Source organism: Cupriavidus sp. FW305-46, assembly GCF_058787075.1.
The window spans coordinates 1-25,779 of sequence record NZ_JBYSZI010000002.1; the positions used below are offsets into that span (position 1 = coordinate 1).

Sequence of the window (25,779 nt, forward strand, 5' to 3'; positions counted from 1 at the left end):
GCAATCACGTTCTTCACGCCCGGCAGCAGCTTGACCCCGCGCTGCACCGCGTGCGCGACGATCTTCATGGTCACGGCCACGCTGACATTGCTCACGCCCGGCACTTGCCGCACCGCAGCCACCACCAGCTTGCGGATCGGATCAAGCTGGCTCTTCGCGGGGTAGCCGAGTTCGACTTCCAGCGAGACATCGCCGCCGTCGACACGGATATTCCTGGCCGAGCGGGTGGAGACCAGGTCCTTGCCCGTATTGGGGTCGATGACGGTGCGCAGGGCTTCGGTGACCTGCTCAGTGCTGACGCTCAAGACATACTCCGCTGCTGATGAATGTAGGGAGGCAGTCGTCGCCTGTCAAAGCAACTCCAGCCAACGACTGTCCGTGCGCACCATGTGCCGGCCACGGTCGAAGCGTGTATAGCCAACGCGATCGAAGAACTCCAGGACCTGGATCGCACGTTTGCGTCCGAGCCCGGTGGTGTTGCGAAACGCCGCGGCGACGACCGTGCCGGCGTTCCTGCTGGCGTCGGCAGCGGCAAGCAAGGCCAGCTCCCGAATGGCCTCCGGATCGTAGAAGAGATCATGCACGACCTGAAACGTCTCGCCATGACGCGCGAGCTTGCGCATCAGTTGCCGCACCCTGTCCTCCGGCACGCCATGCGCGCTCGCCAGCTCGCGCACCCATGGCGGATCGAAGCGCCCCGCTTTCATGTCCTGCTGCAGTGTCGCGGCAAGCGAGCGATCCGCATCGTCGAGCGTCACGGTGTGCCCGGGCAGGTGCAGCCAGGGGCCGTTCCTGACGATCTCGCCGCGCGCGCAGGCGTCATCGACGATCGCACTCCACAACGCGTCTTGCGCGAGCGGTGCGGCGATCCTGCGCAAACGCGCCACCTCCGGGCCCAGCACATCCGGCGAGCGTTGGTGGAATTGCCGGAGCGCAGTGGTCAGTCGCGCCGCCAGCGCCCGCCACGCCGCGCTCGACACCAGCAAGGCATCGTCGTTCGCAAGTTCGATCACGCGCGTGTCCCGCGGCAGCTCGATTGCCGCCGCCGGCATGCCGCTCAGCCGTTCCAGCAGCGCGCGCGACAGCCCGTTTGGCGCCTGCTCGAGCAATGTGCCAACCGAGCCGGTGTCAAGCATGGCCTGCATCGCGTCGAGCCACGCCAGCCGCGCCGGGGAACGGCGCTTGCGCGCGGGCGCGAACGGATCCAGTACATCGCCGCCGCCGATGGTGCGGCTGGCCTGCGCGTTCCGCACGACAAAGGGATCGCCAGGCAGCGCGCACACAGGCCGCTCGAACACAAGCTGCACGCGCGCGCGCTGGCCGGGGGCAAGCGTCGGGCCATCGAGCAGCGCGACATGCGCCACCTGATGCTGCGTGCCCAGGTGAACATGCATGGGCGCCCAGTGCTCCAGCGCAGGGGCGTCCGGCAACAGGGTCAGCATCACATCGATGCGCACCGACGCCTGCGCCAGGCGCACATCGACCACCCAGTCACCGCGCTCGATCGCGCCCTTGTCGATACCGGCCAGGTTCAGCGCGCAGCGCTGTCCTGCCCGCCCGGTAGCAGCAGAACGATTCTGCGCATGGATGCCGCTCACGCGCACAGACTCGTTCTTCGGCGCGAGCAACACCCTGTCGCCGACATGGATGCGCCCGGACACCACCGTTCCCGTCACGATCGTCCCCTGCCCGGCAAGCGTGAAGACCCGGTCAACCGCAAGGCGGAACAGCCCGTCGTCGCGCTTCGTTCGCGACGCGGCCGCCGCCGCATGCAGGTGCCGCTTCAACGCGTTCACACCCGGATCGTCGGCGCGCATTGCACAGGTTTCAAAAACCGGTGCGTCTTCCAGCATGCTGCCGCGCCGGAAAGACGCGATCTCCTCACGCACCTGCCGCAGCCGCGCGTCATTCACGCGATCGACCTTGGTCAGCGCAATCGCGCCGCGCCGGATGCCGAGCAGCTGCACAATCGCCAGGTGCTCGCGCGTTTGCGGCATCACGCCGTCATCGGCGGCGACCACCAGCAGCGCGAAGTCGATGCCGCTCGCGCCCGCGGCCATGGTGTGAATCAGCTTTTGGTGGCCCGGGACATCGACCAGGCCGAGCACGTCGCCGTTCTCGAGCGGCACGTACGCATAGCCAAGCTCGATCGAGAAACCGCGCGCCTTCCTTTCCTTCAGGCGGTCGGTATTCATGCCCGACAGCGCCCTGACCAGGCTGGTCTTGCCGTGATCGATATGTCCTGCCGTGCCGACGATCATGGCCGCGTCAGATAGCCCAACAGCCTGACGTGACGGAGACCATCAGGGACTGTCGTCGGGGTTTCCTCGTCGTGATCATGCATGGTCTCCCCTATCCTTGTTTGAATGGCCGATGAGGCTTGCTGATGCGTGCATCGATGCCGCTGTGCTTAGTGTTCCTGCATCGTTGGAGACAAGATAATTGCCTGGCCACCTAAGGTAAATTCAGCGATTCTTTGCGTGCCTATAAGCGATGCCTTAAGTGGCAGCGAGATGGACAGATTGACCCGAGAGACCTGGCTCAACATGGACATTTTGTCCATCGCGCAGGCCCTGCAGCGCTTGCGGCGCGCCGGACCGCCTGACTTTCCAAAGATGCCGCCACGGGCACAGGCCTTGCTCCAGCTGGCTGGATTGGCAACCGCAACTGACACTTCCTGGCCAGGAGAAAATGAAAGGTCAGAGGCACCACTCAATTCGTGTAGGCTTATGCGTTGAATTCTCTTCCGTCAGCCCGCAAACCGATTCGGTATAACCAACATGAAGAGCCCGATGCCTACAAAGGTTCCCGAACCACAGGCCGTTTCCGGCACGGTCACCCGCAGCGCCATATTCATCGTTGCGACACTCACCGACGGTGACGACCACGCCGACACCGTCCGCGCGTGGTGTGCCGACGTTACCGCCGTCGTGCGCGCGGTTGGCCATCGTTTGCCGTCGGGCAACCTGTCCTGTGTCTGCGGCTTCGGCGCCGACGCCTGGGACAGGCTGTTCGGCAAGCCCCGTCCCGCGGCACTGCACCCCTTCCGGGAGTTCGGCACCGGCGATCGCGTCGCCATCGCCACGCCGGGCGACCTTCTGTTGCACATCCGCGCCGAATCGATGGACCTCTGCTTCGAGCTTGCCACGCAACTGCTCGGCAAGCTTGGCAATGCAATCCAGGTTGTCGACGAGGTGCACGGCTTTCGCAACTTCGACATGCGGGCGTTGATCGGCTTTGTCGATGGCACGGAGAATCCGGCCGGACGCGAGGCGGTCGATTTCACGGTGATCGGCGACGAGGATGCCGAGTTTGCCGGTGGCAGCTACGTCATCGTGCAGAAGTATCTGCACGACATGGCCGGGTGGAATGCCCTTCCCGTGGAAACGCAGGAACTGATCATCGGGCGCAAGAAGCTGTCCGACATCGAACTGGACGAAGAGGTCAAGCCATCGTCATCGCACAGTTCACTGACCACGCTGGTCGAGAACGGGCAGGAGGTGAAGATCCTGCGTGACAACATGCCGTTCGGCCGCCCGGGCGCGGGCGAGTTCGGCACCTACTTCATCGGCTACGCCCGTTCGCCCGCGCCGATCGAGAAGATGCTCGAGAACATGTTCGTCGGATTGCCGCCCGGCAATTACGACCGGCTGCTCGATTTCAGCAAGGCAGTCACCGGTAGCCTGTTCTTTGTCCCGTCGGCCGACCTGCTTGAAGGACTTGCGGACCGCGAAGCCCCTGCTGCCCGATCGCTCAAAGGGAGCCGCCAATTTGAATAACCTGCACCGCGCTCGCAGGCGCGCGCGGCCACGGTCAGTCGATCACGCCCCGGTTCCTGTCGCCTGCTGCTCGATCGCGACCTCCGCCCGAAGACTCGCCAGATCGCGCCCGACCGTGGCAACCGCAAGCCGCTTGTCCTTGTTCCAATAGGTCACCGTGCAGTCATGCGCGGCGGGATCGCCGTCGACATCGAAACGATCCCATTGCTCCGCATGGCCCACGTAGTTGATGGCCACATCATAGTGCTGGGTCCAGAAGAAAGGCACTGCCGCAAAGCGTTGCCGCTGTCCCAGGATATTTCGCGCTGCCACCACGCCCTGGCGCTCGGCGACCACCCAGTGTTCGACGCGGATACGCTGGCCCGTTCCCGGGTCGGGCCAGCGCGCAATATCGCCCGCGGCATAGATGCCAGGTTCGCTGGTCTGGAGAAATTCATCGACCGCCACGCCCTTGTCCAGCGCGAGGCCGGCGTCCTGCGCCAAGCCCACGTCGGGGCGAACGCCGATCCCGGTCACGACCAGGTCGGCGGCCAGCTCCGCGCCGGTCGACAATCTCACCCGATCCGGTTGAATCTCTGCCACCGTGGCCCCGAGATGGAACGTTACCCCGTGCGATTCATGAAGCGCCTTGATCATGTCGCCGAGCGTCGCGCCCAGGACCCGCTCCATCGGATGCGCTTCGGGCGCGACAACATGCACTTCCAGTCCTCGCGTTCGCAGCGCCGCCGCGACTTCCATCCCGATAAAGCTTGCGCCCACCACGACGCATCGGCGTGCCATGCCGAGACGCGCGATCAAGGCGTCGCAGTCGGCCAGCGTACGGAGCACGCTCACGTGCGGCAAGGTTGCGCCAGGAACGTCGAGCCGTATCGGCACGGCACCGACGGCAAGCAGAAGCGCGCCGTAGCTCACGTTGCTGCCATCCGAGAGCGTGACGGATTTTTGCGCGGGGCTGAGCTTGACGACACGGTTGTTAGAGCGCACGTCGATGTCGTGATCCGCGTAGAACGTCGGTGGCCGCATTGGCAGCCAGTCCGCGTTTGCTGTCCCGGCGAGGTAGTCTTTCGACAGATTCGGCCGATCGTACGGCAATGAGCGATCGGCGCTCAGCAGCGTGACTGGGCCGCTATAGCCTTCGCGCCGCAGGGTTTCGACCGCGGCAGTCCCGGCGGCGCCGCCGCCGATGATCACCACGGATTCAGGGAGTCGGGCCGAGGCAAGCCTCGGTGGCCGCATCGCCGGCAGCGCTTCGCGGACGAAGGCCTTCCCGTCTTGCTGTTCCACGCGCCAGCATTTCAGATCGTCCTGGGCGGGCGGCCCGAGGACCTCGCCGGTGCGAAGACTGAAGCAGGCGTGATGCCACGGACATCGGATCGTGTCGCCGACCAGCAGGCCGTCCGCCAGTGGCGCGCCATAGTGGGTACAGGTCGCACCGATGGCAAACAGTTCATCAGCCCAACGCACAAGCAAGACCGGCTTGCCGCCAACCTGGCCTGTCACCATGCCGCCGTCAGCAATGTCAGCCAGCGGCACGCCCTGGGCGAGATCGGGCTTATCCGTGGAGGAAGAGCTTTTGGTCATGGCGTCTCTCCTTGCCGGTCATGGCACAGGGCCATTATCGACCTCGATGCCGCCAAATGAAAGGCGCATGCAGCGTTACAAACTGCGCGACGGCACGGATATTATTCACGGAAGACCAGCCTCCTTTCCTGACGAAGGGTCATCCGGATGAATACCCCCATGAACAGACCCGCCCGCTTCGCTATCGGCAAGCGCATTGCACCCGCACGCTTTCTGCTGTGCGGCGCCATATTGATCGTTGCGACCGTTGCCGCGGGTGCGCTCGGCGCGGAGCCACGCATCGCCCTGCTGATCGGTTTCGATCTCGCGGCCCTTGTCTTCCTTGGCGCCGCGCTGCCACTGTTGCGCGCCGATCCTGCTGCCATGCGGCGCACGGCGGAACACAACGATGCCAACCGCACAGCGCTGCTCACGATCACGGTGCTGCTCTCGATGGTGATCCTGGTCGCAATCGGTACGCTGATCGCGCGCCCCGAGACACCGCACTGGGCCGACATCGCGCTGATCGTCGCCACGCTCATCCTGTCCTGGCTTTTTGCCAACACCGTTTTCACGCTGCACTATGCACATCTCTACTATCTCCAGACCGCTACCGGCGACCAGGGCGGGCTGCAGGTGCCAGGCGTGCAGCACCCCAGCTATTGGGACTTCCTCTATTTCAGCTTCACGCTGGGCATGACTTTCCAGACTTCTGACGTGACCATCGCCGGCGCCCACATGCGCAGGGTGGTCCTGGGCCACTGCGTGGCCGCGTTCCTTTTCAACATGGGGATTCTGGCGTTCACTGTGAATGCCCTGGGTGGCTTGTAGTCGACTTGGCCGTGCGCCCGAAGTGTTCCTGGACAAACTCCTTGCGTCCCGCCGGATACTGTATATATTTACAGTACCTGTATGGATGAACAGTAGGAGTCCCGTCCATGGAACACCTGATCCGTGTGCAAAACGACTATGACCGCCAGGTGCTGGCCTGGCTGCGCGGGCGCATCGGCGATGCCGCGCTGCAGACCGCGGCGCTGCGCCTGGGCGGCCAGCGCAAGCCTTACCTGTCAACGATCTGCCGCAGCCTGGGCATCCGCCCGCCCAGCCGCCGCCAGTTCGCGGCCGAGGCGGCGCGCATGCACCGCGCAGTAGGCGATACCTACCTGGCCCGTATCCGCGAAATCCTTGGCCAGTCACCTGCCGAAGCTGTGCTGCGCCAGTAAGCAGTAGCCGATCACCGGCCATGCCGGCGCCACCGGGCTCGCGCCGGCCGTATCATGAAGCCCCGTTGCCGTCACACGGCACGGGGCTTTTTTCATCCCTAGCCAAGGCCGATATGAGCGAACACCGCATCCCTACCGCCGCCCTGCACCAGTGGGTGGCCGATCTCTGGCTTGCCGCGGGCAGCAGCACGCAAGAGGCGAGCCTGACGGCCGACCACCTGGTCGGCGCCAACCTGAGCGGGCATGACTCGCACGGCGTCGGCATGATCCCGCGCTATGTGCTGGCCTGGCAGGCCGACGAGCTGCAGCTGAACCAGCAGGTCAGCGTGCTGCACGATGCCGGCAGCATGCTGAGCCTGGACGGCAACCGCGGCATGGGCCAGGCGGTGACGGCGCAGGCCATGGACATGGCCATCGGCCGCGCGCGCGAGCATGGCGTCTGCGTGATGGGCCTGCGGCAGTCGCACCACCTGGGGCGCGTGGGCCACTGGGCCGAGCAGGCCACCGCCGCCGGCATGATCTCGATCCACTTCGTCAACGTGCTGTCCAAGCCCATCGTGGCGCCGCACGGCGGCTACGATGCGCGCTACGGCACCAACCCGTTCACCATCGGCGTGCCGGTGGCGGGCGAGCCGCCGCTGGTGCTGGACTTCGCCACCAGCGCGATCGCGCTGGGCAAGGTGCGCGTGGCCCACAACAAGGGCGTGCCGGTGGCGCCCGGCTGCCTGCTGGACGCGCATGGCGAGCCCAGCGCCGACCCTGCCGTGATGTACCCCGCCGACGGCGCGCCGCCAGGCGCGCTGCGGCCTTTTGGCGAACACAAGGGCCATGTGCTGGCCGTGATGTGCGAGCTGCTGGGCGCCGCGGTCACCGGCGGCCACACCATCCGCCCCGAAACGCTGCGGCATCAGCATGCGGTCTGGAACAACATGCTGGCGATCGTGTTCGATCCCGCACGCCTGGGCACCAGCACGTCATTCGGGCATGAAGTGGCGGCGTTCGCCGACTGGATGAAGGCGTCGCGGCTGCAGCCGGGGCAGGATGGCATCCGCCTGCCGGGCGAGCCCGAACGGGCCTGGCGCGCCGCCCGCGCCGCCCATGTCCCGGTTGACGCCGGTACGCTGGCGCAGCTGGACGATGCCGCCGCGCGGGTGGCGGCCGCGCGCGCCGGCGCGCAGCCTGCGCCGGGGCCGCTGTCTGCGCTGGCGTGCGACTGACTATCATCAGAGATGAACCCGGCGGCGTGCGCGACGCACGGCCGGCCTCGCGCCTGACCACTACCGGACACTGACATGAGCAAGATCGGCTTTATCGGACTTGGCGTGATGGGCAAGCCCATGGTGCAGCACCTTGTCGACGGCGGGCATACCGTGTTCGCCCATACGCGCAGCGGCGTGCCGCAAGACCTGCAGGACGCTGGCGTGAATGCCTGCGCCAGCGCCGAGGAGGTGGCGAAGCAGTCGGAAACCATCATCCTGATGCTGCCTGACACGCCCGACGTGGAGCGGGTGCTGTTTGGCGAGAAGGGGGTCGCTGACGGCCTTGCCGACACGGCAGGCGGCGTTACCGTGATCGACATGAGCTCGATCTCGCCGATCGCCACGCGCGAGTTCGCGCGCTGCATCGAAGCGCTCGGCGCCGACTATATCGATGCGCCGGTCTCCGGCGGCGAGGTCGGGGCCAAGGCGGGCACGCTGTCGATCATGGCCGGCGGCAAGCAGGAAGTATTCGACCGCGTGCTGCCGATCCTGCAGCTGATGGGCAAGAACATCACGCGCGTGGGCGAGGCCGGCGACGGCCAGGTGGCCAAGGTGGCCAACCAGGTGATCGTGGCGCTGACCATCGAGGCGGTCAGCGAAGCGCTGGTGCTGGCCGCCCGCGCCGGCGCCGATCCCGCGCGCGTGCGCGAGGCGCTGATGGGCGGCTTTGCCAGCTCGCGCATCCTGGAAGTGCATGGCGAACGCATGATCAAGCGCACCTTCGACCCGGGCTTCCGCATCGCGCTGCACCAGAAGGACCTGGAACTGGCGCTGTCCACCGCGCGCCAGCTCGGCGTGGGCCTGCCCAACACGGCGTCGTGCCAGCAGCTGTTCAATGTCTGCAGCGGGCTGGGCGGCGCGGGCTGGGATCATTCCGGACTGGTCAGGGCGATCGAGCACCTGTCCTCGTTCGCCATCGGTGACGAACCGCCCGCAGCCTGAACCACGCAGCCGCCGCCGCCCCGCCGCATGCCGCGCGCGAACACCGTGGTGCTGACCGCGCTGGCGATGCTCGCCTTTGCCGGCAATTCACTGCTGTGCCGGCTCGCGCTGAAAGGCACCACCATCGACGCGGCCAGCTTTACGCTGGCCCGCGTCGCCGCGGCGGCGCTGGTGCTGTGGGTCATCGTCGTGGCGCGGCACCAGTTGGTGCGCACGGTCGTGGCGCAGCGGCTGCCGCAGGTGGAAGGCAACTGGATCTCCGCGCTTGCGCTGTTCTGCTATGCCGCGGCCTTTTCCTTTGCCTATGTGCGCCTCACCGCGGGGACCGGCGCGCTGCTGCTGTTCGCGGCGGTGCAGGCCACCATGACCGGCTATGGCCTCTATGCCGGCGAGCCCATGCGCTTGCAGCAATGGATTGGCCTGGCCCTGGCGCTGGCCGGGCTGGTGTGGCTGTTGCTGCCGGGGCTGGCCACGCCGCCGCTGCTGTCCTCGCTGCTGATGATCGCGGCCGGCATCGCGTGGGGCGTTTATTCGCTGCGCGGCAGGCGCGCCGCGGATCCCGCTTCCACCACCGCGGGCAATTTCCTGCGCGCGGTGCCGATGGCGCTGGCACTGGGTGCGGTGATGCAGGCGCAGCGTTCACTGGACGGCGCTGGGCTGGCCTATGCGCTGTTGTCCGGCGCCATCACCTCCGGGCTGGGCTATGTCATCTGGTATGCCGTGGTGCCGCAGCTGAAGGCCGCCACCGCCGCCACCGTGCAACTGAGCGTGCCGGTCATTACGGCGGCAGGCGGCATCGCGCTGCTCGGTGAAGCCCTGAGCCTGCGGCTGGCATTGAGCGCTGCCGCGGTGCTGGGCGGCATTGCGCTGGTGATCGCGGGCAAGCGCGGCTAAGGCGCTGGTACGTCAAACCCGCCTGCGTGGAACACCAGCGGCGCGCCCGGCGTCGATCCATAGGCCACCACCTCCACGACAAAGATCACGTGGTCGCCCACCACGCGCACCGAGTGGTGCCGGCAGATAAAGTACGCCAGCGTGCCGCCGATCAGCACCGTGCCGAACGGCCCGGGGCGGCAATCGACGCCCGCGAAGCGGTCAGCACCGCGCGCGGCGAAGCGCCGGCACAAGGCCTGCTGCCCGCTCCCCAGCACATTGATCGCGTGGCAAGGCGCCGCACGCAGCGCCGCCAGGCTGCCGGAGCTGCGTGCCAGGCACCACAACAGCAACGGCGGTGCGAGCGACACCGAGGTAAAGGCATTGATCGTGACGCCGACCGGCTGGCCGTCGGCGTCCGCGGCCGTGACGATGGTGACGCCCGTGGCAAACTGCCCCAGCGCATCGCGCAAGGCCCGCCGCGCCGCGCCGTCGTGGCTGATGGCGCGGGCCGGGTCGTCCTGGCCGCTGTCGTTGCAGGCTTGCGTGTCATACGGCAGCGGCGCCAGGGCGGGGATCATTGCGCGGCAGGCCGCACCTCGCCGGGCGGCGCGTCGAGATCCAGCCCCAGTGCCATGCGCCCTGCGTACTCCTGCTGGGCACCGGCCTGCAGCGGATGGAAGCGCGCGCCCTGCGCATCGCGAAAGCGCCGCTCCAGCCCGGCATCGCGATAGAAGCCCGCGCCGCCGGCCAGGTCCATCGCCGCCTCGACCGTTGCCAGCACCGCGCGCGCGGCCAGCGTGCGGGCACACATGATGCGGTTGGTGGTGACCGCGCCCGGCGCCTGCCCCGATGCCGCCGCGAACATCGCATCCAGCGCCAGCTGCGCGGCATCGGCCTCGTTGCACAGGCGCCCGGCGGCTTCCACCGCATGCGCGCTCAGGCGCCGCTGGCGCGCCAGCTGCAGCGCGATATCGCGCGCGGCCTCGGCCACGCCGACGTAGACCGCATAGATCAGCGGCAGCGCGATCATCGCCACCGTATGCATCATCGGATGCCACACGCCTTGCGGGCGGCGGGCGGCAATGGCGGTATCCGGAACCAGCACGCCTTCCAGCAGCACATCGTGCGAGCCGGTGCCGCGCATGCCCAGCGTGTGCCAGTTCGACAGCACGCGTACGCCCGGCGACTTCATCGGCAGCGCGAAATGCAGCACCGTGGGCCCGGTCTCCGGATCGTCATGGACGGCGCAGGTCATGAACAGGTCCGCCGCCGGCGCGCCGCTGGCGAAGATCTTGCGCGCATCCACGCGATAGCCGCCATCCACGCGCGTAGCCTTGCCGCTGCCCTGCAGCCAGTCCGAACCGCCGCTGCCCAGCAGCACCATCTGCTCGCCCGCCACGCGCTTGAGCAGCCCCTCCACCGGCGCTTGCTGATTGCGCCAGCGCCACGCGGCCGTGGCCACCGGGTGGGTGTGCATGGCAAACGCCAGCGCGGTCGATCCGCAGTACTTGCCCAGCTCGCGCAGCACCGCGCCCAGCTCCTGGTGCGACAGCCCGGCGCCGCCAAGTTCCTGCGGCACGGCCGCGGCAAAGAAGCGGTGCGCGCGCAGGTCGTCGTAGTTGGCGCTGACGAACTGCCCGCTGGCATCGATCTCTGGCGCGCGTGCGTCGAAGGTGCGGCCCAGGGTCGCGGCCAGGCCGAGCCAGTCGGCCTGTGCGCCTGCGCTGGCATCCGCTGCGGAAAGGGTTTCCATGGTGTTGTCTCCGGCTAGTCTGATACGTGCGCTGCGGCGTTGTATGGCGCCAGGCACGGTGCTAGTATCGGAGCCCGGTCCCCTTGCCCGTATGATCGGGCGTCCGGCTTTCTTGCGCGAAACACCGGATCTGGAGGAATGTGACCATGGATGCCTTGTCCGACCTCTTGCGCGCCGTGCAGCTCAGCGGCGCCGTGTTCCTGAACGGCGAGTTCAAGTCGCCGTGGTGCCTGATCAGTGAAGCGGATGCTGAATTGCGCGCCGCCTTCCTGCCCCGCGCCGACCGCGTCGTCTCCTACCACCTGATTACCGAAGGCGTCTGCTGGGCGCGCCTGGTCGACGGCACCGGCCCGGGCCTGCGCGTCGACACCGGCGAACTGCTGGTGGTGCCGCAGGGCGAGCCGCACGTGCTGGGCAGCGACCTGCGCCTGCAGCCACTGCCATCCGCTCCGCTGGTGTACGACATGCTGCGCAACAGCCCGGGCGAGGTCATGCGCGTGTCCTACGGCGGCGGCGGCGAGACCACGCGCATGGTGTGCGGCTTCCTGGGGTTCGACGACACCATGGGCAACCCCTTGCTGACGTCGCTGCCGCGGCTGTTCAAGGTGGGGCTGGGCAGCGGGCTGGAATCGGCATGGCTGGCGTCGGCGCTGGCCTTTGCCACGTCTGAAGCGGCGGAACCGCGTGCGGGCACCGCCACGGTGCTGGCCAAGCTGTCAGAGCTGCTGTTCGTGCAGGCAGTGCGGCGCTGCATCGACACCCTGCCTGACAATGAAAGCGGCTGGCTTGCCGCCCTGCGCGACCGCTATGTGGGGCGGGCGCTGTCGCGCATGCACGCGCGGCCGGCCTACCCGTGGACGGTCGATGAGCTGGCGGGCAACGTGGGCCTGTCGCGCTCGGCGCTGGCGCAGCGCTTTACCGACCTGCTGGGGCAGCCACCGATGCAGTACCTGGCGCACTGGCGGCTGCGCTCCGCGGCCGCCGAACTGCGCAGTGGCAACCGTTCCATCAGCGAGGTCGCGGGCGCGGTCGGCTACGATTCCGAGGCCGCGTTCAGCCGCGCGTTCAAGCGCGAGTTCGGCCTGCCGCCCGCCAGCTGGCGCCGCAACCACCTCGATGCGGCGCAGGCCCCGGCGGCGGCCGCACATTGAATTCGCCGTGGCAAAGACAACGGCCCGCGTCACCAGACGCTGTAGCAATGCCAGGGCGGCAGGCAGCGGGACTTACATCTTCTGCTTGGTGCTTTCCGCCGCGCCTTGTACCTTCTCGCCGCCGCGCTCGATATCCTTGCCTGCGCCGGCCATGGTGTTGCAACCCGTGACCAGCATCACGCCAGCGAGGGCAAACAGTGCAAATAGCTTTCTCATGACGATCTCCTTGCTTCGTGTGGATGCGGCATGCGCCGCCAGGATGGAGTGGATCGGAATGGCTTGGGACCGGGCAGCCGCTTGCCCGACCGGCAATTGGATCGTAGCAACGCACCGCAGCGCAAAAAGTCGGCTTTCGTCCTACCGGGATGTCAGCCGACGGCGCGACCGGCGGTCACCGCGTGCGCTTGTAGGACATCGACGGATACCCGCGGCGGCGCCGTCGCTTAAAAATCAAGAGTCAGCCCACGCCCTCCGGAGAACACCATGACGTCACGCAGCATCCACGTGCTTCCCGCCGCAACCGACAACGCCGAATACGCCGGCGACGGCGGATGGGCACTCACCATCGAAGGCCTGGAGAACGGTGGTGACGACACCGCGCTGCATTTCCCGACCCAGGAAGCTGCGATCGCGGCCGGCTGGATGCGCGCGCGCGAGGATGGCCTGCCGTTGTGCATCCACGGCCGCGATGGCCTGGTGCGCGAACGCAAGATCTATTGCCGGGACGCACGCGGCACCGCCCGCATCGGCTTCTGACCACCCCGGCCACCGTCAACGGCCGGTTCCCCCTGTATCCCCCGGGCCCGCGGCGAACGCGGGCCACAACAATCCATTGCGGGAAACACATTGAGTGAAATCAATGTGTTACGCCTGCGCTCGTGAAAGCTACGGGTCTGTCACCGATACTGGAACCAAGGCAGCACGCCATTATCCAGGACCAACCGAGACCCCCATGCGCCTGTTCCTCAGGTACCGCCCGCTGGACATCTATCCCGACCCGATCGACGCCAGGGTTGCCGAGCTGCACGAACTTGCCGAAGACATCCATGCCAGGCACGCACGCAAGTGGCGCCGGCATGGCACGATGCTGACCCCGCGCGACCGCGCGGATCGCAGATTTCCGACCGGCGACCCGGAAACGCGGCATTAACCTAGGGACGATTCCTCTCTCTGCGCTAGGAAATGTGAACAAGTGTCATATCCGGTTGGCAAGGATATGACCCCTGCGAAAGAATGGGTACCGTACGCGGCGGGCTCGATTGGCGAGCCCACCGCTGTACCCTTTTTCCTGACGCAGCGAAATGAATCGAACCACCCGGGAATGCGTGATGGCGTTGATTTCCAGCCTGCGTGCCAAGGGGCCCATGCCCCGGCACCAGCTTGCCGCCGCCAGCCGCCTTAACGCCGCGGAACTGACGCGCGCGCTGAAGTCCGCCCGCCAGATGGGCGTAGTGGCCTACGCCGGCGAGCCTGAATCGCCGGCAGAGGCCGATACCCCGCTAGTGCTGACCGGCCGGCCCTTGCCGCCGCCGCGCCGCGTGGCACCGGCACCGCGCGAAAGCAAACCGCATTTCGAGCCGCTGCTGGATGTCTGGGGCATTGCGCGCCCCACGGCGCTGCGGCGCGGCCATCCGTCGTAGCGTCTTCGCCGCATGCCGGGGTCTTCCGACCCGCCCGCGCCGGCATGCCGTTCTTACAAAGGCAGGTAAAGCGCACACGCGCCTGAGCCGCCCACGGCTCGCCCTTGTCCCCCGGGGCACCGCCTGCACGCCTGGGCCAGCCCACTTGCCGCACCGGTACGGAACTTGCGCGACGTTTCTGGCTGAACCTCCCCGAAGCGTGCGACATGAGGCAACGCAACCCGCCCGGCACCACCGCGTCTCCCGCCACTGGCCCTCCGCATGATCGCCAGGCCCCGGCCGCCTTTACGCCGGAGCCGGGGCGCAACTGCTGGCGCGTCGAGCCCTGCCAGCGCTTTGCCATGCTGGTCGACGCCGACGCCTACTTCCGCGCGTTGCGCGAAGCGCTGCCGCGCGCCGAGCACACCATCTTCATCCTGGGCTGGGATATCGACAGCCGCATGGAACTGGTGCCACAGGGCGCACAGGACGGCCTGCCAGCGGGCCTGCGCGACTTCCTGTGCGCGCTGGCGGACCAGCGCCCCGAACTGCGCATCTATATCCTCAGCTGGGACTACGCCATGGTGATGGCGATGGAGCGCGAGTGGCTGCCGTCGGCCAGCGCGCACTGGCAGGCGCACCGGCACCTGTCGTTCCGGCTTGACGGCAACCATCCCCCCGGCGCCTCGCACCACCAGAAGGTGGTGGTGATCGACAACAAGCTCGCCTTTGTCGGCGGGCTGGACCTGACGCTGCGCCGCTGGGACGACAACCACCATGCCCCCGGCGCGCCGCTGCGCATGGCCGAAGGCAAGCCCTACCCGCCCTTCCATGACGTGCAGTGCGCGCTCGACGGCCCCGCCGCGGCGGCGCTGGGCTCCCTGTGCGCGGCGCGCTGGCTGCGCGCCAGCGGCAGCGAGCCGCGCCCGGTTGCGGCCACCTCGTCAGACCCGTGGCCGCCAGGGCTGGCGCCGGAGCTGACCGACGTGCGCGTCGCCATCGCCCGCACCATGCCCATGTGCGAGGACGAGCCCGGTGTCAGCGAGATCCGCATGCTGCTGCACGATGCCATCGCCTCGGCCCGGCACAGCATCTACATGGAGAACCAGTACTTCAGCTCGCGCGAGATCGCCAAGGCGCTGGAGGCACGGCTGGGGCACGAGGACGGCCCCGATATCGTGCTAGTGTCGAGACGCAACGAGAGCGGCTGGCTGGAAGCGCACAGCATGGGCGTGCTGCGCGCGCGCCTGTACCGCCGCCTGCGCGCAGCCGACACGCACGAACGCTTCTGCCTGTACTGCCCGTCGATTCCGGGCCTGATGCCCGAATGCGTGAATGTGCATAGCAAGGTCACGGTGATCGACGACGACCTCATCACCATCGGCTCGTCCAACCTCAGCAACCGCTCGCTGGGGCTGGATACCGAGTGCAATGTCGTGGTGATGTCGGGCGGCGACCCGCGCGTGCAGGCGGCCATTGCAGCCATGCGCGCACGGCTGCTGGGCGAGCACCTGGACGTGGCACCCGAAGCCTTCCAGGCCGAGGTCGCCGCCACCCGCAGCGTGCTTGCGGCCATCCGCAACCTGCAGCGCGCGGACGGGCGCTCGCTGGAAGCCTACGAGCCGCCGTTGCCGGACGATGTCGATGCCGCTTCGCCGGCGGCCAACCTGCTGGACCCGATCGAGCCGATCGACAGCGACCAGGTGCTGGCCGAGTTCGTCAGCCATGAGGCACGCCCGCGCGTGCTCGGGCGCGTCGGGATGATGGTGGTGCTGGCGCTGCTGCTGGCGGGGCTGGCATTTGCGTGGCGCCATACGCCGCTGCGCGAATGGGCGGACTTCCGCGCACTGCTCGGCGTGGTCGAGCAGCTGGACGAGATGCCGCTGGCACCGCTGGCGATGATGGGCGTCTACCTGGCCGGCGCGGTGACAATGCTGCCGGTGACGCTGCTGATCCTGCTGACCGTGGTCATATTCGGCCCGCTCTACGGCGCCGCGCTGGCGCTGTGCGGCACCGTGCTGAGCACCGTCGCAGGCTACCTGGCCGGCCGCTTGCTGGGGCGCAATGCCGTGCGCCGCTTTGGCGGCAGGCGGCTGAACCGGGTCAGCCACCAGCTGGGCAAACACGGGGTGGTGGCAATGGTGGTGCTGCGGCTGGTACCGATTGCACCGTTCGCGCTGGTCAACCTGGTGATCGGCGCATCGCGCATCAGCCTGCGCGACTGCCTGGTCGGCACCGCGCTGGGCATGCTGCCCGGCATCGTGGTCGCTGCCTGCCTGGTGAACCGGGTCGCCGCCGCGGCGCGCGATCCGGGCCTGTTCACGTTCGCCTTGCTGGCGCTGGTGCTGCTGGTGCCGGCGTCGCTGCTGCTGGTGCTGCGCCGCCGGCGCCATGCCGGGGGCGGCGCCGCGCACCCGCACGACGATCCGCCCGGCCCGCGCGGCCGGCTGGCACGGCTGGCGGCACTGCGCCGCCAGGCCTAGCACTGGCGGCGATAGCCGGCGTTCATGAACTGGGTCCACTCGCCGTTCTCGCCCAGCATGTAGGACGTCAGCGTGCGGTGGTCGTCGTCGGTGAAGGTGATCACGTCGCGGTACTGGGCCATGCGGCCATTGCCGGAGCAATCCGGCCCCTCGGCACGCAGCGTCAGTTGCTGGCCGCCGGTATCGAGGTCGCCTTCATAGATCCACAGGTGGGTCATCATCGAGCCGATGAAGGTCCCGACGAAATGCTTGCGGGCAGGATCGTAGCCCAGCGTCATGACCGTGGTGGACGGGCCGCAGCCGGGCATGTCCCCCTGCGTCACGCACTGGACCCAGACGTCGCCGACGCTGCTCACGCGCTCGGGGATCTCCCACTTCTGCACTGGCTGGTCCGGCCCCATCGATGCCTCGCCTTCGGCGATCCAGTTGCCCACCAGCCGTTGCAGCCAGCGGTGCTCCTTCTGCGCTTCGGTCTTCATTCGCGGTCTCCTTGGGTTGCATCCACGAACGTTTGTGGATGCCGTACACATAGCCTAGCAAATGAAATGGACGGCGTCCACTTTTGTCTGCGATCTACTGCGCTGCGTTGGCCTGCCACCGCATCGCTTCAAGCCAACAACCGCGCCGCACGCAGAGCGATGCGCTGATTGACATGCAGGTATTTACCTGCATATACTCCCCTCACGCACAAACACAACGGACCGGATGGACGCTGACAAGGTTTTCAAGGCGCTGGGCGACCCGACACGCAGAAAGCTGCTCGACCTGCTGTACGAGAGGAACGGGCAGACGCTGGGCGAGCTCTGCGAGCACCTGAACATGGCGCGGCAATCGGCCACCCAGCACATCGGGATCCTCGAGGCGGCCAATCTGGTGAGCACGGTCCGGCGTGGCCGGGAGAAGCTGCATTTCATCAACCCGGTGCCGCTGCACGAGGTCTACGAGCGCTGGGTGCGGAAATTCGAACGTCAGCGGCTCAGCCTGCTGCACGACCTGAAGAACGAACTCGAAGGAGATCCGCAATGACCCAGGAGAAAACCAGCTTCGTTTATGTGACCTACATCCGCTCGACGCCGGAAAAGGTGTTCGAGGCCATCACGAAGCCGGAGATCGCGCGGCGCTACTGGGGCCACGAGAACGTCTCCGACTGGAAGCCCGGATCGGCCTGGGAGCACGTGCGCGCCAACGAGCAGCGCCTGGTCCAGGTGGTCGGCAAGGTCGTCGAGGCCGCGCCGCCGGCGCGCCTGGTCATCACGTGGGCGAGCCCCTCGCAGGCCGCCGATCCTGCCAGCTACAGCCGCGTGAGCTTCGACATCGAGGCATACGAGGAGATGGTCCGGCTGACCGTCACCCACGACGAACTGGAGGCCGGCAGCGGGATGGCCAAGGGCGTCAAGCAGGGCTGGCCGATCGTCCTTTCCAGCCTGAAATCCCTGCTGGAAACCGGGCAAGGCATCGATGTCTTCGCCAAGCCGAAGGCGGCCTGAACCGGGAGTTGCTCATGACCCAGCCCTACACCGGCGGATGCGCGTGCGGCGCGATTCGCTACGCAACCAGGCACGCGCCCGTCTTCCAGAACCACTGCCAGTGCCGCGACTGCCAGCGGCGCAGCGGCACCGGGCATGGCTCCTACCTGACTTTTCCCGCGCGCGCCGAGATGACCATCACCGGCGAGGCGACGCACTGGGAGGTCGCGGGCGACAGCGGCAACGTGAAGGTCCACGCCTTCTGCCCGGCGTGCGGCACGCCGGTCTTCCTGCGCTTTGCCGCGATGCCGGAGCTGATCGCGGTCCACGCGGGCAGCCTGGACGACCCGGACCGCTTCATGCCGCAGGTACTCACCTACAGCGTGCGCGGGCCAGCGTGGGACGCCATCGATTCTTCGTTGCAGGCATTCGAGCGGATGCCGGCCGGCTAGTGCCAGGCAGGCCCTAGTGCTGCGGCAGCCTGACCTTGGGCACCACGAACTGGTTGCCCGGGGCGCGCAGCACGTCGCACTGGACCTTGGCCTTGCGCACGGCGCCGTCCTGCGCCAGGTATTCGACGTCGGCCACCACGCTGTAGGCGTCTTCGGCCACCTTGCGGGTCTTGCCGCCGACCCACTTGAAGCTGGCGGGATTGGGCAGCGCTGCCTTGACCGCCTTCATGCAGGCGACCGGGGCCTCCGGGGCCTCGTCCTTGCCGCGCGGCTTTGGCGCTTCATCCTGCCCGGCGGCCAGCGCCGCCGACGCGCACGTGACCGACAACGCCATCACCAGCGCGGTGGACAGGGAACGCGGGAAAAGCGGCGAAAGCATCTTGGACTCCTGGGCTGGGGCAGAACTGGGCGCCACATTCTAACGCCAGCGCCGATGCCGTTCAGGCCACGGCACCGGCACAAAAGTTCCCCCGGCGCCACTGCCAGGCGGCGCTAGCGCCGCACGCAGGCCTTGTAGGTGAACTTGTCGCCACGAAACATGAATTCGGAGTAAGCCAGCGGCTTGTCGTCGATGTCGTGCGGCGTGAACCGGATGCGCAGCAGCGGCTCGCCCGGCGCCACCTTGAGCCGGCGCGCGGTTTCGGCATTGGCAGGGATTGCTGCGCTCTCCGTATGCAGGTACTTGAGGCGATAACCCAGGCGGGCTTCCACGATCATCAGGGCATCGTGGTTTTCCAGATCGTGCTCCAGGATCGCGCGCATCAGGGGTTCGGGCGCCATCGTCATGCCGACCGCCACCGGCGCGCCGGCCACTGACTTGAGCATGGTCACGCACAGCAGCCTGGTTCCCGGCGGCAGGCGCAGCGCATCGGTGGCGATGGCCGGCGCCGCGATCAGCCGCGTCGACAGCAGCTTGCCGTGCGCTTCGTGCCCGCGCGCGCGCATGTAGTCGAAAAAGCCAGTCAACGGCCCCAGGTCCGCCTGCCCCGCCGGACGGCTGACAAAGCTGCCCTTGCCGTGCACCGTCTCGATCAGCCCTTCGGCGAGCAGCGATGCCAGCGACTGGCGCACGGTGATGCGGCTGACGCCGAATTCAGCCATCAGCTCAGACTCGGACGGCAGCTTGATGCCCGGAGTCCATTCGTTGTTGATGATGCGCTGGCGCAGCGCGCCTTCGATCTGCTTGAAGCGAGGCAGGGAGCTTGTTGTCACGAGATTGATGGTGTTCACGGCATGTCCGATGCGGGCTTCTACTTATCATAACAACATTGACTCATCATAACATGTCATGACAACATGCTCGGACACACCAATGACAAGATTCGCTGCGCCGTCTTGGAAGTCATGGCGCAGGCATACGGAGACAAGCGATGCCAGACCTCTGCGCCCTGTTGCAGCCGCGCACCATCGCCGTGATCGGCGCCTCCACCCAGCCCGACAAGGTGGGCGGCATGCCGGTGCGGCTGCTGAGCGAACTGGGCTACGCCGGCCGCATCATTCCCGTGCATGCCACGGCGCGTGAAGTACAGGGGCTGGCTGCGGTGCCCTCGCTGGATGCGCTGGACACACCGGCCGACCTCGCCATCGTGGCGCTGCCGGTCAGTGCCAGCCTGAACGCCATGCGCCAGCTGGCGCGCAACGACACGCGCGCCGCGGTGTTCTTCACTTCGGGCTTTGCTGAAACCGGCGGCGACGGCATCGCCATGCAGGCGGAGCTGGCGGCCCTGGCGCAAGCGCACGGCATCACGCTGCTGGGGCCCAACTGCCTGGGCGCGATGAACCTGCGCGAGCGCGTCTTTGCCACCTTCTCGCCGATGCCGCTGAGCGGGCTGCCGCCGCTGGGCGATGTCGGGCTGGTCAGCCAGAGCGGCGCCTTCGGCGCCTATGCCTTTGGGCTGGCGCGCGAGGCATCGCTGGGGCTGAGCCACTGGGTCACCACCGGCAACGAAGCCGGCCTGCACGTGGCCGACGTGATCGAATGGCTGGCGCACGACGACGCCACCCGCGTGATCCTGGCCTACCTGGAAGGCTGCCGCGACGGCACCCGCCTGCGCCGCGCGCTGGCGGCGGCGCGTGCCGCGGGCAAGCCGGTGGTGGTGACCAAGGTCGGCACCACCGAGGCCGGGGCCCGCTCCGCGCAATCGCACACGGCCAGCCTGGCCGGCGAGGACGCCGTCTACCAGGCGGTCTTCGACGAGTACGGCGTATTCCGCGCCCATACGCTGGATGACTTCTTCCGGCTGGGCTACGTGCTCTCGCGCGGGCGCCGGCCGACGCGCTGGCAGCCCTCGGCGAAAGAGCCGGAAAGCGCCGTCACGCCGGTCGCATTGGTCACGGTTTCGGGCGGCGTCGGCATCATGATGGCCGACCAGGCCGAGGCGCTGGACCTGCCCCTGCCGCCCATGCCGGAAGCCGCGGCCACGGCGCTGCGCAGCGCCATCCCCTTTGCCAGCACGGCCAATCCCATCGATGTCACCGGGCAGATCGTGGCGCAGCCGGAAGTGCTGCTGGACGCGATTGCCGCCGCGGCGCAAAGCCCCGACTACGGCAGTGTCGTCGCCTTCCTGGCGGGCGGCGTTGGTGCGCCGCGCATCTGGCCTGGCCTGCAGGAAGCTGTCGAGACCCTGCACCGCAGCGGCACCGCGGCGCCGCTGCTGTTCAGCGGGCTGGTCGATGACGAAAAGCGCCGCTGGCTCGAAGCGCGCGGCGCGCTGGTCTTCCGCGAACCCGCCCACGCGGTGCAGGCCGTGGCCGTGCTGGCCCGCGCCGCCGCGCAGGCAGCGGCAGCACAAGCGAAGCCCGCCGTAGCTGCCGCGGCCCTGGCTGCGCCGGACCTCCCGCGCGACACCACGTCGCTGTCCGAGTTCGATGCCATGCAGTGGCTCAACGCCTGCGGCATCCCCACCGCACCCCACGGACTGGCGCGCGATGCCGACGAGGCCGTGCGCATCGCCGAAGGCATCGGCTACCCGGTTGCCGTCAAGCTGTGTTCGCCCGACATCCTGCACAAGAGCGACGTAGGCGGCGTGGTGCTGAACGTGGCCGATGCGCAGGCGGTGCGTGCGGCGTTTGCGCAGGTGCAGGCCGCCGCTACCAACCACGGCAGCCCGGCGCGCTTCGACGGCGCGCTGGTCGCCGGCATGGTGCGCGGCTGGGGCGAACTGATGGTGGGCGTGCGGCGTGACCCGGTCTTCGGGCTGGTAGCGCTGGCCGGCATCGGCGGCACGGCAGTTGAGATCTTCCGGCAGACCGCGTTCGGCCTGGCCCCGCTGACCCATGCCCGCGCCTGCACCATGCTGCGCGCAAGCCGTGCCGAAGCGCTGCTGTGCGGCCATCGCGGCCATCCCGCAGTCGACGCCGATGCCGTGGCCGAAGTGCTGGTGCGCGTGTCGCAGGCCGCCGCCGCACTCGGGCCGCGGCTGGACACGCTGGAGATCAATCCGCTGATCGTCACCGCCCAGGGCGTGGTCGCGGCCGATGCCGTGGTCACGCTGCATGCCGGGGACGGCATCAACGAGTAAAGCAAAACCCGACGGAGACAACGCCATGAACCAACCCGCTGCGCCCTTCCTTGCCGGCGCACCCATCGACACGCCCCAGGAAGCCCTCACCGCCGCGGCGGCGTTGCCGCTGGTGCTCGCCACCTATCCGCTGTTTGAAAGCCTGCGCACCTGCCGGCTGCAGACCTCAGTAGCGCAGGCCACGGGCTACGGCCGTGCCCCCGTCAACGTGCTGTCGGCCAGCACCCACCAGTGGACGCACAAGGACCGCGACATCGTCACCCCGGCCAATGACCTGCTCTACTTCTGCGCCTGGGCCAACCTGGCCGACGGCCCGGTCACGCTGCACGTGCCGGCGCTGCCGGATGCCAGCCGCTATTACGTGGTGGAGTTGCTGGACGCCTGGACCAACAACTTCGAGAACCTGGGCCCGCGCAACGTGCCCGCGGCCGGCGCCGACATCGTGCTGGCCGGCCCCGGGCAGCACGCCGAAGGCGACCGCGTGGTGCGCTGCCCCAACTCACTGGTCTGGCTGCTGGGCCGCGTGCTGGTGACCGGTGCCGACGACCTGCCGGCGGCGAGCGCCTTCGAGAACGGTTTCCGCCTGTCCGGCGGCACCAGGATGCAGCCCGCCTGCGTGCGCGACTGGCAGGAGGGCGGCGAGCCCGCGCTGGACTTCTTCGCCAACATCTTCAACGCCCTGCGCGAGTATCCCGCCGAGCCTTCCGCCGCCGGCCTGCTGTCGCTGCTGCGCAAATGCGGCATCCGCGCCGGCGACGCCGTCGATGTGGGCGCGCTGCGGCCTGCGGTGCAACAGGGCCTGGTCCGCGCCTGGCACGAAGGCATGGCCCTGATCGAAGCCAACACCCGCAGCCATGCACGCAAGAGCTGGACCTACAGCCTGCTGCTGGGCCGCTATGGCGACGACTGGATGCAGCGCGCGGTCACCGCGATGAAGGGCCTGGGCGCACTGCGCGCCGACGAGGCCGTCTATGCCGCTGCCGACTACGACGCCGATGGCGAACCGCTGCACGGCCGCCACACCTACGCCCTGCACTTTCCCGCGGGACACCTGCCGCCGGCGCAGGCGTTCTGGTCGGTCTCGCTCTACGGCGCCGACCGCTTCTTCACCGACAACGCCATCGGGCGCTATGCGCTGGGCGACCGCAGCCCCGGTCTGCAATACGATGCCGACGGTGGCCTCACGCTGACCATCTCGCACCAGCGCCCCACGCGGGCGCAGGACAACTGGCTGCCGGCACCGGACGGCCCGTTCTACCTGATCCTGCGGCTCTACCACCCGACCGATGGCTTCATGGCCGGCGGCTACGCGATCCCGCCCTTGCGGCGCGTTGCCTGATGGAGCGCGCCATGGAACACCACGACAACCTGCTCGGCACGCTGGCGTGCGACGCGGTGCGCTACACGCTGCCGCTGTACGAGATGGCGCGCATGCGCGCCGCCACCTGCCCGCGGCGCGATGGCGCCGGGGTCTTCGCCGGCGACGGGCCCGATTCCACGCAGCGCTGGATCAACACCGTCACGCACGTGCGCGCGCTGCTCGGCCCGCAGCACCGGCAGGTCGTCACGCCGAACAACGACACGCTCTACACCAATGCGTGGCTCGACCTGTCCGGCGGCCCGCTGCTGCTCGACGTGCCCGACTGCCACGGCCGCTACTACGTGCTAGGCCTGCTCGACGCCTATACCAACCCGTTCGGCTATATCGGCACCCGCACCACCGGCACGCAAGGCGGCACCTGGCTGCTGCATGGGCCAGCCTGGCGGGGCGAGGTGCCAGCCGGCGCAACGCCGCTGCCCTGCCCCACCAACGCGGCCTGGATCATCGGCCGCATCCTGGCCGATGGCGAAGCCGATTTGCCGGGTGCACATGCCTTGCAGGACGGCATCCGCCTGCGCCGGCCAGACGGCACCAGCGCAGCAACCGTATTCGATGCGGGCATGCAAGCCGCCGAGCGGCCGGCCGATCCCGACCGCTACGCCGCCGTCGTCACCCGCATGCTGCGCGAGAACGCGCCACCCGCCGCCGAAGCGGAACTGGTCCGCAGCTTTGCCCGGGCCGGCATCGGCAGCAATGCGCCGCTGACCGAAGAGCAGCGCGCGGCACTGGCCACCGCGCTGACGCAGGTCGACGCGGAACTGGCCGCGCCCAGGGCCTCCGCGCTGGGCGGCGGCTGGTTCCTGCCGGTGGAAATCCGCACCTCGTTCGGCACCCACTACGCCCTGCGCGCCGAAGTGGCGCGCAACTACATCGGTGCGCTGGGCGTTGAGGAAGCCATGTACCTGATGGCCGATTGCGATGGCGACGGCTTGCCGCTGGACGGCAGGCACCAGTATGAACTGGTGTTTCCCCGGCAAGGACTACCCCAGGTGGGCGCATTCTGGTCGCTGACCATGTACCGTAAATCGGACTGCATGCTGGTCGAGAACTCTCTGCAGCGCTACTCGCTGGGCGACCGCTCGCCGGCCCTGCGCCCGGCGCCCGATGGCAGCCTGCGCATCGTGCTGGGCGCGCAGCCACCTACGGAGAACGCCCTCGCCGGCAACTGGCTGCCGGCCCCCGCTGAGCCGTTCTATGTAGCGTTGCGCCTCTACGTGCCCGGCGCCACGCACCTGGAACGCAGCTTCAGCTATCCACCCATCCGCCGCATGAAGGAAGCATCATGAATCGGACCTCAATCTTCGCCCGGGCCGTGCTGACGGCCGGCCTGGCGATGCTGTGCCTGGCCAGCCCGGCGCAGGCGCAAACCTATCCGTCGCGGCCGGTCAAGCTGGTGTCGCCATATGGCGCCGGCGGCTCCAATGACATCTCTGCCCGCATCCTTGCCGAGGCACTTGGCCACAAGCTGGGCCAGCAGGTGGTGGTGGAGAACAAGCCTGGCGCCGGCACGCGGCTGGCCACCGAGCAGGTGGCCCATGCCGCGCCGGACGGCTACACCCTGCTGTGGGCCGCCGCGCCCTTCGCCATCAATACCGCGGCAGGCATCGCCCAGCGCTACGACGTCCACAAGGACTTCGTGCCGGTGGGGCCGCGCGTGCTGGGCCCGGTCTTCCTGATCGTCAATGCCAGCTCGCCGGCTCGCACCGTTGCCGACTTCGTGCGCATGGCCCGGGACAAGCCGGATGGCGTGACGCTGGCCTCCCCGGGCGCAGGCTCCGGCCCGCACCTGACCGCCGAGCTATTCGGGCAGGTCGGCAAGTTCAAGCTGCTGAATGTCCATTACCGCGGCGACGCCACCGCCTATACCGAACTGCTGGCCGGCCGCGCGGACGCCACCCTGACCGCCATCACCTCGGCGCTGCCCTTTATCAAGGCCGGCAAGCTGCGCGTGCTGGCAGTGGCCTCGGAGCAGCGTTCGCCGGTCTATCCGGATGCGCCCACCTTTGCCGAGCAGGGTTACCCGGGCATGGTCGGCTACGGCTGGTTCGGCCTGGTCGCGCCGGCCGGCACGCCGCCCGCCGTCTCCGAGCGCCTGAACCGCGAGGCATCGGCCGTGCTGGCCGATGCCGAGATCCGCAAAAAGCTGCTGGGGCTGGGGCTCGAGCCGCAGCCGGAGCCGGGCAGCGCGTTTTCCGCCTTCATCGACCAGGAGATCGGAAAATGGGGCAAGCTGATCAAGGCGCGCGGCATCAGGCTGGAGTGAGACCTTCCCTTCGACGTAGAGCAATACGTGACCATTCATCCCAAGGAGACA

27 protein-coding genes are annotated in these 25,779 nt (G+C 68.2%); 18 read left to right on the top strand and 9 right to left on the bottom strand.

Going from position 1 to position 25,779, the window contains the following annotated elements; genetic code table 11:
• Positions 1 to 305: iron-sulfur cluster assembly protein (locus AC3WON_RS00960; protein WP_492350897.1), on the bottom strand; the 305-nt coding region annotated here is incomplete at its 3' end.
• 45 nt (positions 306 to 350) lie between these two features.
• Positions 351 to 2,261 (bottom strand): selenocysteine-specific translation elongation factor, encoded by a 1,911-nt coding sequence (gene selB / locus AC3WON_RS00965; protein WP_492350898.1) that lies wholly within the window; start codon positions 2,259 to 2,261, stop codon positions 351 to 353.
• Positions 2,262 to 2,780: 519 nt separating this feature from the next.
• Here selB and AC3WON_RS00970 point away from each other — a divergent pair.
• Complete coding sequence (locus AC3WON_RS00970; protein WP_492319264.1) at positions 2,781 to 3,779, top strand: Dyp-type peroxidase; 999 nt, start codon at positions 2,781 to 2,783, stop codon at positions 3,777 to 3,779.
• Between the two features lie 42 nt (positions 3,780 to 3,821).
• Here AC3WON_RS00970 and AC3WON_RS00975 read toward each other — a convergent pair whose 3' ends face one another.
• Entirely contained in the window at positions 3,822 to 5,360 is a 1,539-nt protein-coding gene (locus AC3WON_RS00975; protein ID WP_492350899.1) for an FAD-dependent oxidoreductase, read from the bottom strand.
• 159 nt (positions 5,361 to 5,519) lie between these two features.
• On the opposite strand from AC3WON_RS00975, the gene AC3WON_RS00980 reads away from it, so the two are divergent.
• From AC3WON_RS00980 to AC3WON_RS01000, 5 genes are all read left to right on the top strand, one after another.
• Positions 5,520 to 6,170 (top strand): DUF1345 domain-containing protein, encoded by a 651-nt coding sequence (locus AC3WON_RS00980; protein ID WP_492319262.1) that lies wholly within the window; start codon positions 5,520 to 5,522, stop codon positions 6,168 to 6,170.
• A gap of 107 nt (positions 6,171 to 6,277) precedes the next feature.
• A complete protein-coding gene (locus tag AC3WON_RS00985; RefSeq protein WP_492319231.1) occupies positions 6,278 to 6,562 on the top strand; it encodes a CppA family protein in 285 nt (94 codons plus the stop codon).
• 113 nt (positions 6,563 to 6,675) lie between these two features.
• Positions 6,676 to 7,779 carry a malate/lactate/ureidoglycolate dehydrogenase gene (locus AC3WON_RS00990; protein WP_492319230.1) on the top strand — a complete coding sequence of 368 codons (1,104 nt, stop codon included), beginning with the start codon at positions 6,676 to 6,678 and terminating at the stop codon, positions 7,777 to 7,779.
• A gap of 75 nt (positions 7,780 to 7,854) precedes the next feature.
• Positions 7,855 to 8,763 carry a 2-hydroxy-3-oxopropionate reductase gene (locus AC3WON_RS00995; RefSeq protein ID WP_492319229.1) on the top strand — a complete coding sequence of 303 codons (909 nt, stop codon included), beginning with the start codon at positions 7,855 to 7,857 and terminating at the stop codon, positions 8,761 to 8,763.
• Between the two features lie 27 nt (positions 8,764 to 8,790).
• Entirely contained in the window at positions 8,791 to 9,657 is an 867-nt protein-coding gene (locus AC3WON_RS01000; RefSeq protein WP_492350900.1) for a DMT family transporter, read from the top strand.
• On the opposite strand, the gene AC3WON_RS01005 is transcribed toward AC3WON_RS01000, so the two are convergent.
• Positions 9,654 to 10,217 carry a flavin reductase family protein gene (locus AC3WON_RS01005; RefSeq protein ID WP_492319227.1) on the bottom strand — a complete coding sequence of 188 codons (564 nt, stop codon included), beginning with the start codon at positions 10,215 to 10,217 and terminating at the stop codon, positions 9,654 to 9,656. The genes AC3WON_RS01000 and AC3WON_RS01005 overlap by 4 nt on opposite strands.
• Complete coding sequence (locus AC3WON_RS01010; protein WP_492319226.1) at positions 10,214 to 11,392, bottom strand: acyl-CoA dehydrogenase family protein; 1,179 nt, start codon at positions 11,390 to 11,392, stop codon at positions 10,214 to 10,216. Before AC3WON_RS01010 ends, AC3WON_RS01005 begins: the two co-directional genes overlap by 4 nt.
• Before the next feature lie 146 nt (positions 11,393 to 11,538).
• Here AC3WON_RS01010 and AC3WON_RS01015 point away from each other — a divergent pair, with 146 nt between their 5' ends.
• Positions 11,539 to 12,543, top strand: a complete 1,005-nt coding sequence (locus tag AC3WON_RS01015; protein WP_492319225.1) for an AraC family transcriptional regulator — start codon at positions 11,539 to 11,541, stop codon at positions 12,541 to 12,543.
• Between the two features lie 72 nt (positions 12,544 to 12,615).
• Here AC3WON_RS01015 and AC3WON_RS01020 read toward each other — a convergent pair whose 3' ends face one another.
• Positions 12,616 to 12,759 (bottom strand): entericidin A/B family lipoprotein, encoded by a 144-nt coding sequence (locus AC3WON_RS01020; RefSeq protein WP_010809655.1) that lies wholly within the window; start codon positions 12,757 to 12,759, stop codon positions 12,616 to 12,618.
• A gap of 267 nt (positions 12,760 to 13,026) precedes the next feature.
• Here AC3WON_RS01020 and AC3WON_RS01025 point away from each other — a divergent pair, with 267 nt between their 5' ends.
• From AC3WON_RS01025 to AC3WON_RS01040, 4 genes are all read left to right on the top strand, one after another.
• On the top strand, positions 13,027 to 13,299 hold the full coding sequence (locus AC3WON_RS01025) for a DUF2188 domain-containing protein (protein WP_492319224.1): 273 nt from the start codon (positions 13,027 to 13,029) through the stop codon (positions 13,297 to 13,299).
• A gap of 196 nt (positions 13,300 to 13,495) precedes the next feature.
• A complete protein-coding gene (locus AC3WON_RS01030; protein WP_010809653.1) occupies positions 13,496 to 13,693 on the top strand; it encodes a hypothetical protein in 198 nt (65 codons plus the stop codon).
• 151 nt (positions 13,694 to 13,844) lie between these two features.
• A complete protein-coding gene (locus AC3WON_RS01035; protein ID WP_231881494.1) occupies positions 13,845 to 14,183 on the top strand; it encodes a hypothetical protein in 339 nt (112 codons plus the stop codon).
• A gap of 206 nt (positions 14,184 to 14,389) precedes the next feature.
• Entirely contained in the window at positions 14,390 to 16,645 is a 2,256-nt protein-coding gene (locus AC3WON_RS01040) for a VTT domain-containing protein (RefSeq protein ID WP_492350901.1), read from the top strand.
• On the opposite strand, the gene AC3WON_RS01045 is transcribed toward AC3WON_RS01040, so the two are convergent.
• On the bottom strand, positions 16,642 to 17,124 hold the full coding sequence (locus AC3WON_RS01045; protein WP_492350902.1) for a DUF1579 domain-containing protein: 483 nt from the start codon (positions 17,122 to 17,124) through the stop codon (positions 16,642 to 16,644). The genes AC3WON_RS01040 and AC3WON_RS01045 overlap by 4 nt on opposite strands.
• A gap of 226 nt (positions 17,125 to 17,350) precedes the next feature.
• Between AC3WON_RS01045 and AC3WON_RS01050 the strand changes: the two genes are divergently transcribed.
• The 3 genes from AC3WON_RS01050 to AC3WON_RS01060 are packed head-to-tail and all read left to right on the top strand — an operon-like array spanning position 17,351 to position 18,563.
• Positions 17,351 to 17,671 (top strand): ArsR/SmtB family transcription factor, encoded by a 321-nt coding sequence (locus AC3WON_RS01050; RefSeq protein WP_492319221.1) that lies wholly within the window; start codon positions 17,351 to 17,353, stop codon positions 17,669 to 17,671.
• The gene (locus AC3WON_RS01055) at positions 17,668 to 18,132 is read left to right on the top strand and encodes an SRPBCC family protein (protein WP_492319220.1); all 465 of its coding nucleotides are present in this window, start codon (positions 17,668 to 17,670) and stop codon (positions 18,130 to 18,132) included. The genes AC3WON_RS01050 and AC3WON_RS01055 overlap by 4 nt, the downstream gene beginning before the upstream one ends.
• Positions 18,133 to 18,146: 14 nt before the next feature.
• A complete protein-coding gene (locus tag AC3WON_RS01060; RefSeq protein ID WP_492350903.1) occupies positions 18,147 to 18,563 on the top strand; it encodes a GFA family protein in 417 nt (138 codons plus the stop codon).
• Between the two features lie 13 nt (positions 18,564 to 18,576).
• Here AC3WON_RS01060 and AC3WON_RS01065 read toward each other — a convergent pair whose 3' ends face one another.
• Both AC3WON_RS01065 and AC3WON_RS01070 read right to left on the bottom strand, forming a co-directional pair.
• Positions 18,577 to 18,942, bottom strand: coding sequence for a DUF2880 domain-containing protein (locus tag AC3WON_RS01065; RefSeq protein WP_340521852.1), 366 nt, complete (start codon positions 18,940 to 18,942; stop codon positions 18,577 to 18,579).
• 113 nt (positions 18,943 to 19,055) lie between these two features.
• Positions 19,056 to 19,793 (bottom strand): GntR family transcriptional regulator, encoded by a 738-nt coding sequence (locus tag AC3WON_RS01070; protein WP_492350904.1) that lies wholly within the window; start codon positions 19,791 to 19,793, stop codon positions 19,056 to 19,058.
• 140 nt (positions 19,794 to 19,933) lie between these two features.
• On the opposite strand from AC3WON_RS01070, the gene AC3WON_RS01075 reads away from it, so the two are divergent.
• The 4 genes from AC3WON_RS01075 to AC3WON_RS01090 are packed head-to-tail and all read left to right on the top strand — an operon-like array spanning position 19,934 to position 25,728.
• Positions 19,934 to 22,084: an acetate--CoA ligase family protein gene (locus AC3WON_RS01075; RefSeq protein WP_492350905.1), complete on the top strand. Its 2,151-nt coding sequence runs from the start codon at positions 19,934 to 19,936 to the stop codon at positions 22,082 to 22,084.
• 25 nt (positions 22,085 to 22,109) lie between these two features.
• Positions 22,110 to 23,423 (top strand): DUF1254 domain-containing protein, encoded by a 1,314-nt coding sequence (locus tag AC3WON_RS01080; RefSeq protein WP_492350906.1) that lies wholly within the window; start codon positions 22,110 to 22,112, stop codon positions 23,421 to 23,423.
• Between the two features lie 11 nt (positions 23,424 to 23,434).
• A complete protein-coding gene (locus AC3WON_RS01085) occupies positions 23,435 to 24,751 on the top strand; it encodes a DUF1254 domain-containing protein (protein WP_492350907.1) in 1,317 nt (438 codons plus the stop codon).
• Complete coding sequence (locus AC3WON_RS01090) at positions 24,748 to 25,728, top strand: Bug family tripartite tricarboxylate transporter substrate binding protein (RefSeq protein ID WP_492350908.1); 981 nt, start codon at positions 24,748 to 24,750, stop codon at positions 25,726 to 25,728. The genes AC3WON_RS01085 and AC3WON_RS01090 overlap by 4 nt, the downstream gene beginning before the upstream one ends.
• Positions 25,729 to 25,779: the final 51 nt, after the last annotated feature.

Coding starts and splice junctions, on each gene's coding strand:
- selB (WP_492350898.1), bottom strand. CDS start 2,261: ATGATCGTCGGCACGGCAGGACATATCGATCACGGCAAGACCAGCCTG.
- AC3WON_RS00970 (WP_492319264.1), top strand. CDS start 2,781: ATGAAGAGCCCGATGCCTACAAAGGTTCCCGAACCACAGGCCGTTTCC.
- AC3WON_RS00975 (WP_492350899.1), bottom strand. CDS start 5,360: ATGACCAAAAGCTCTTCCTCCACGGATAAGCCCGATCTCGCCCAGGGC.
- AC3WON_RS00980 (WP_492319262.1), top strand. CDS start 5,520: ATGAACAGACCCGCCCGCTTCGCTATCGGCAAGCGCATTGCACCCGCA.
- AC3WON_RS00985 (WP_492319231.1), top strand. CDS start 6,278: ATGGAACACCTGATCCGTGTGCAAAACGACTATGACCGCCAGGTGCTG.
- AC3WON_RS00990 (WP_492319230.1), top strand. CDS start 6,676: ATGAGCGAACACCGCATCCCTACCGCCGCCCTGCACCAGTGGGTGGCC.
- AC3WON_RS00995 (WP_492319229.1), top strand. CDS start 7,855: ATGAGCAAGATCGGCTTTATCGGACTTGGCGTGATGGGCAAGCCCATG.
- AC3WON_RS01000 (WP_492350900.1), top strand. CDS start 8,791: ATGCCGCGCGCGAACACCGTGGTGCTGACCGCGCTGGCGATGCTCGCC.
- AC3WON_RS01005 (WP_492319227.1), bottom strand. CDS start 10,217: ATGATCCCCGCCCTGGCGCCGCTGCCGTATGACACGCAAGCCTGCAAC.
- AC3WON_RS01010 (WP_492319226.1), bottom strand. CDS start 11,392: ATGGAAACCCTTTCCGCAGCGGATGCCAGCGCAGGCGCACAGGCCGAC.
- AC3WON_RS01015 (WP_492319225.1), top strand. CDS start 11,539: ATGGATGCCTTGTCCGACCTCTTGCGCGCCGTGCAGCTCAGCGGCGCC.
- AC3WON_RS01020 (WP_010809655.1), bottom strand. CDS start 12,759: ATGAGAAAGCTATTTGCACTGTTTGCCCTCGCTGGCGTGATGCTGGTC.
- AC3WON_RS01025 (WP_492319224.1), top strand. CDS start 13,027: ATGACGTCACGCAGCATCCACGTGCTTCCCGCCGCAACCGACAACGCC.
- AC3WON_RS01030 (WP_010809653.1), top strand. CDS start 13,496: ATGCGCCTGTTCCTCAGGTACCGCCCGCTGGACATCTATCCCGACCCG.
- AC3WON_RS01035 (WP_231881494.1), top strand. CDS start 13,845: ATGAATCGAACCACCCGGGAATGCGTGATGGCGTTGATTTCCAGCCTG.
- AC3WON_RS01040 (WP_492350901.1), top strand. CDS start 14,390: ATGAGGCAACGCAACCCGCCCGGCACCACCGCGTCTCCCGCCACTGGC.
- AC3WON_RS01045 (WP_492350902.1), bottom strand. CDS start 17,124: ATGAAGACCGAAGCGCAGAAGGAGCACCGCTGGCTGCAACGGCTGGTG.
- AC3WON_RS01050 (WP_492319221.1), top strand. CDS start 17,351: ATGGACGCTGACAAGGTTTTCAAGGCGCTGGGCGACCCGACACGCAGA.
- AC3WON_RS01055 (WP_492319220.1), top strand. CDS start 17,668: ATGACCCAGGAGAAAACCAGCTTCGTTTATGTGACCTACATCCGCTCG.
- AC3WON_RS01060 (WP_492350903.1), top strand. CDS start 18,147: ATGACCCAGCCCTACACCGGCGGATGCGCGTGCGGCGCGATTCGCTAC.
- AC3WON_RS01065 (WP_340521852.1), bottom strand. CDS start 18,942: ATGCTTTCGCCGCTTTTCCCGCGTTCCCTGTCCACCGCGCTGGTGATG.
- AC3WON_RS01075 (WP_492350905.1), top strand. CDS start 19,934: ATGCCAGACCTCTGCGCCCTGTTGCAGCCGCGCACCATCGCCGTGATC.
- AC3WON_RS01080 (WP_492350906.1), top strand. CDS start 22,110: ATGAACCAACCCGCTGCGCCCTTCCTTGCCGGCGCACCCATCGACACG.
- AC3WON_RS01085 (WP_492350907.1), top strand. CDS start 23,435: ATGGAACACCACGACAACCTGCTCGGCACGCTGGCGTGCGACGCGGTG.
- AC3WON_RS01090 (WP_492350908.1), top strand. CDS start 24,748: ATGAATCGGACCTCAATCTTCGCCCGGGCCGTGCTGACGGCCGGCCTG.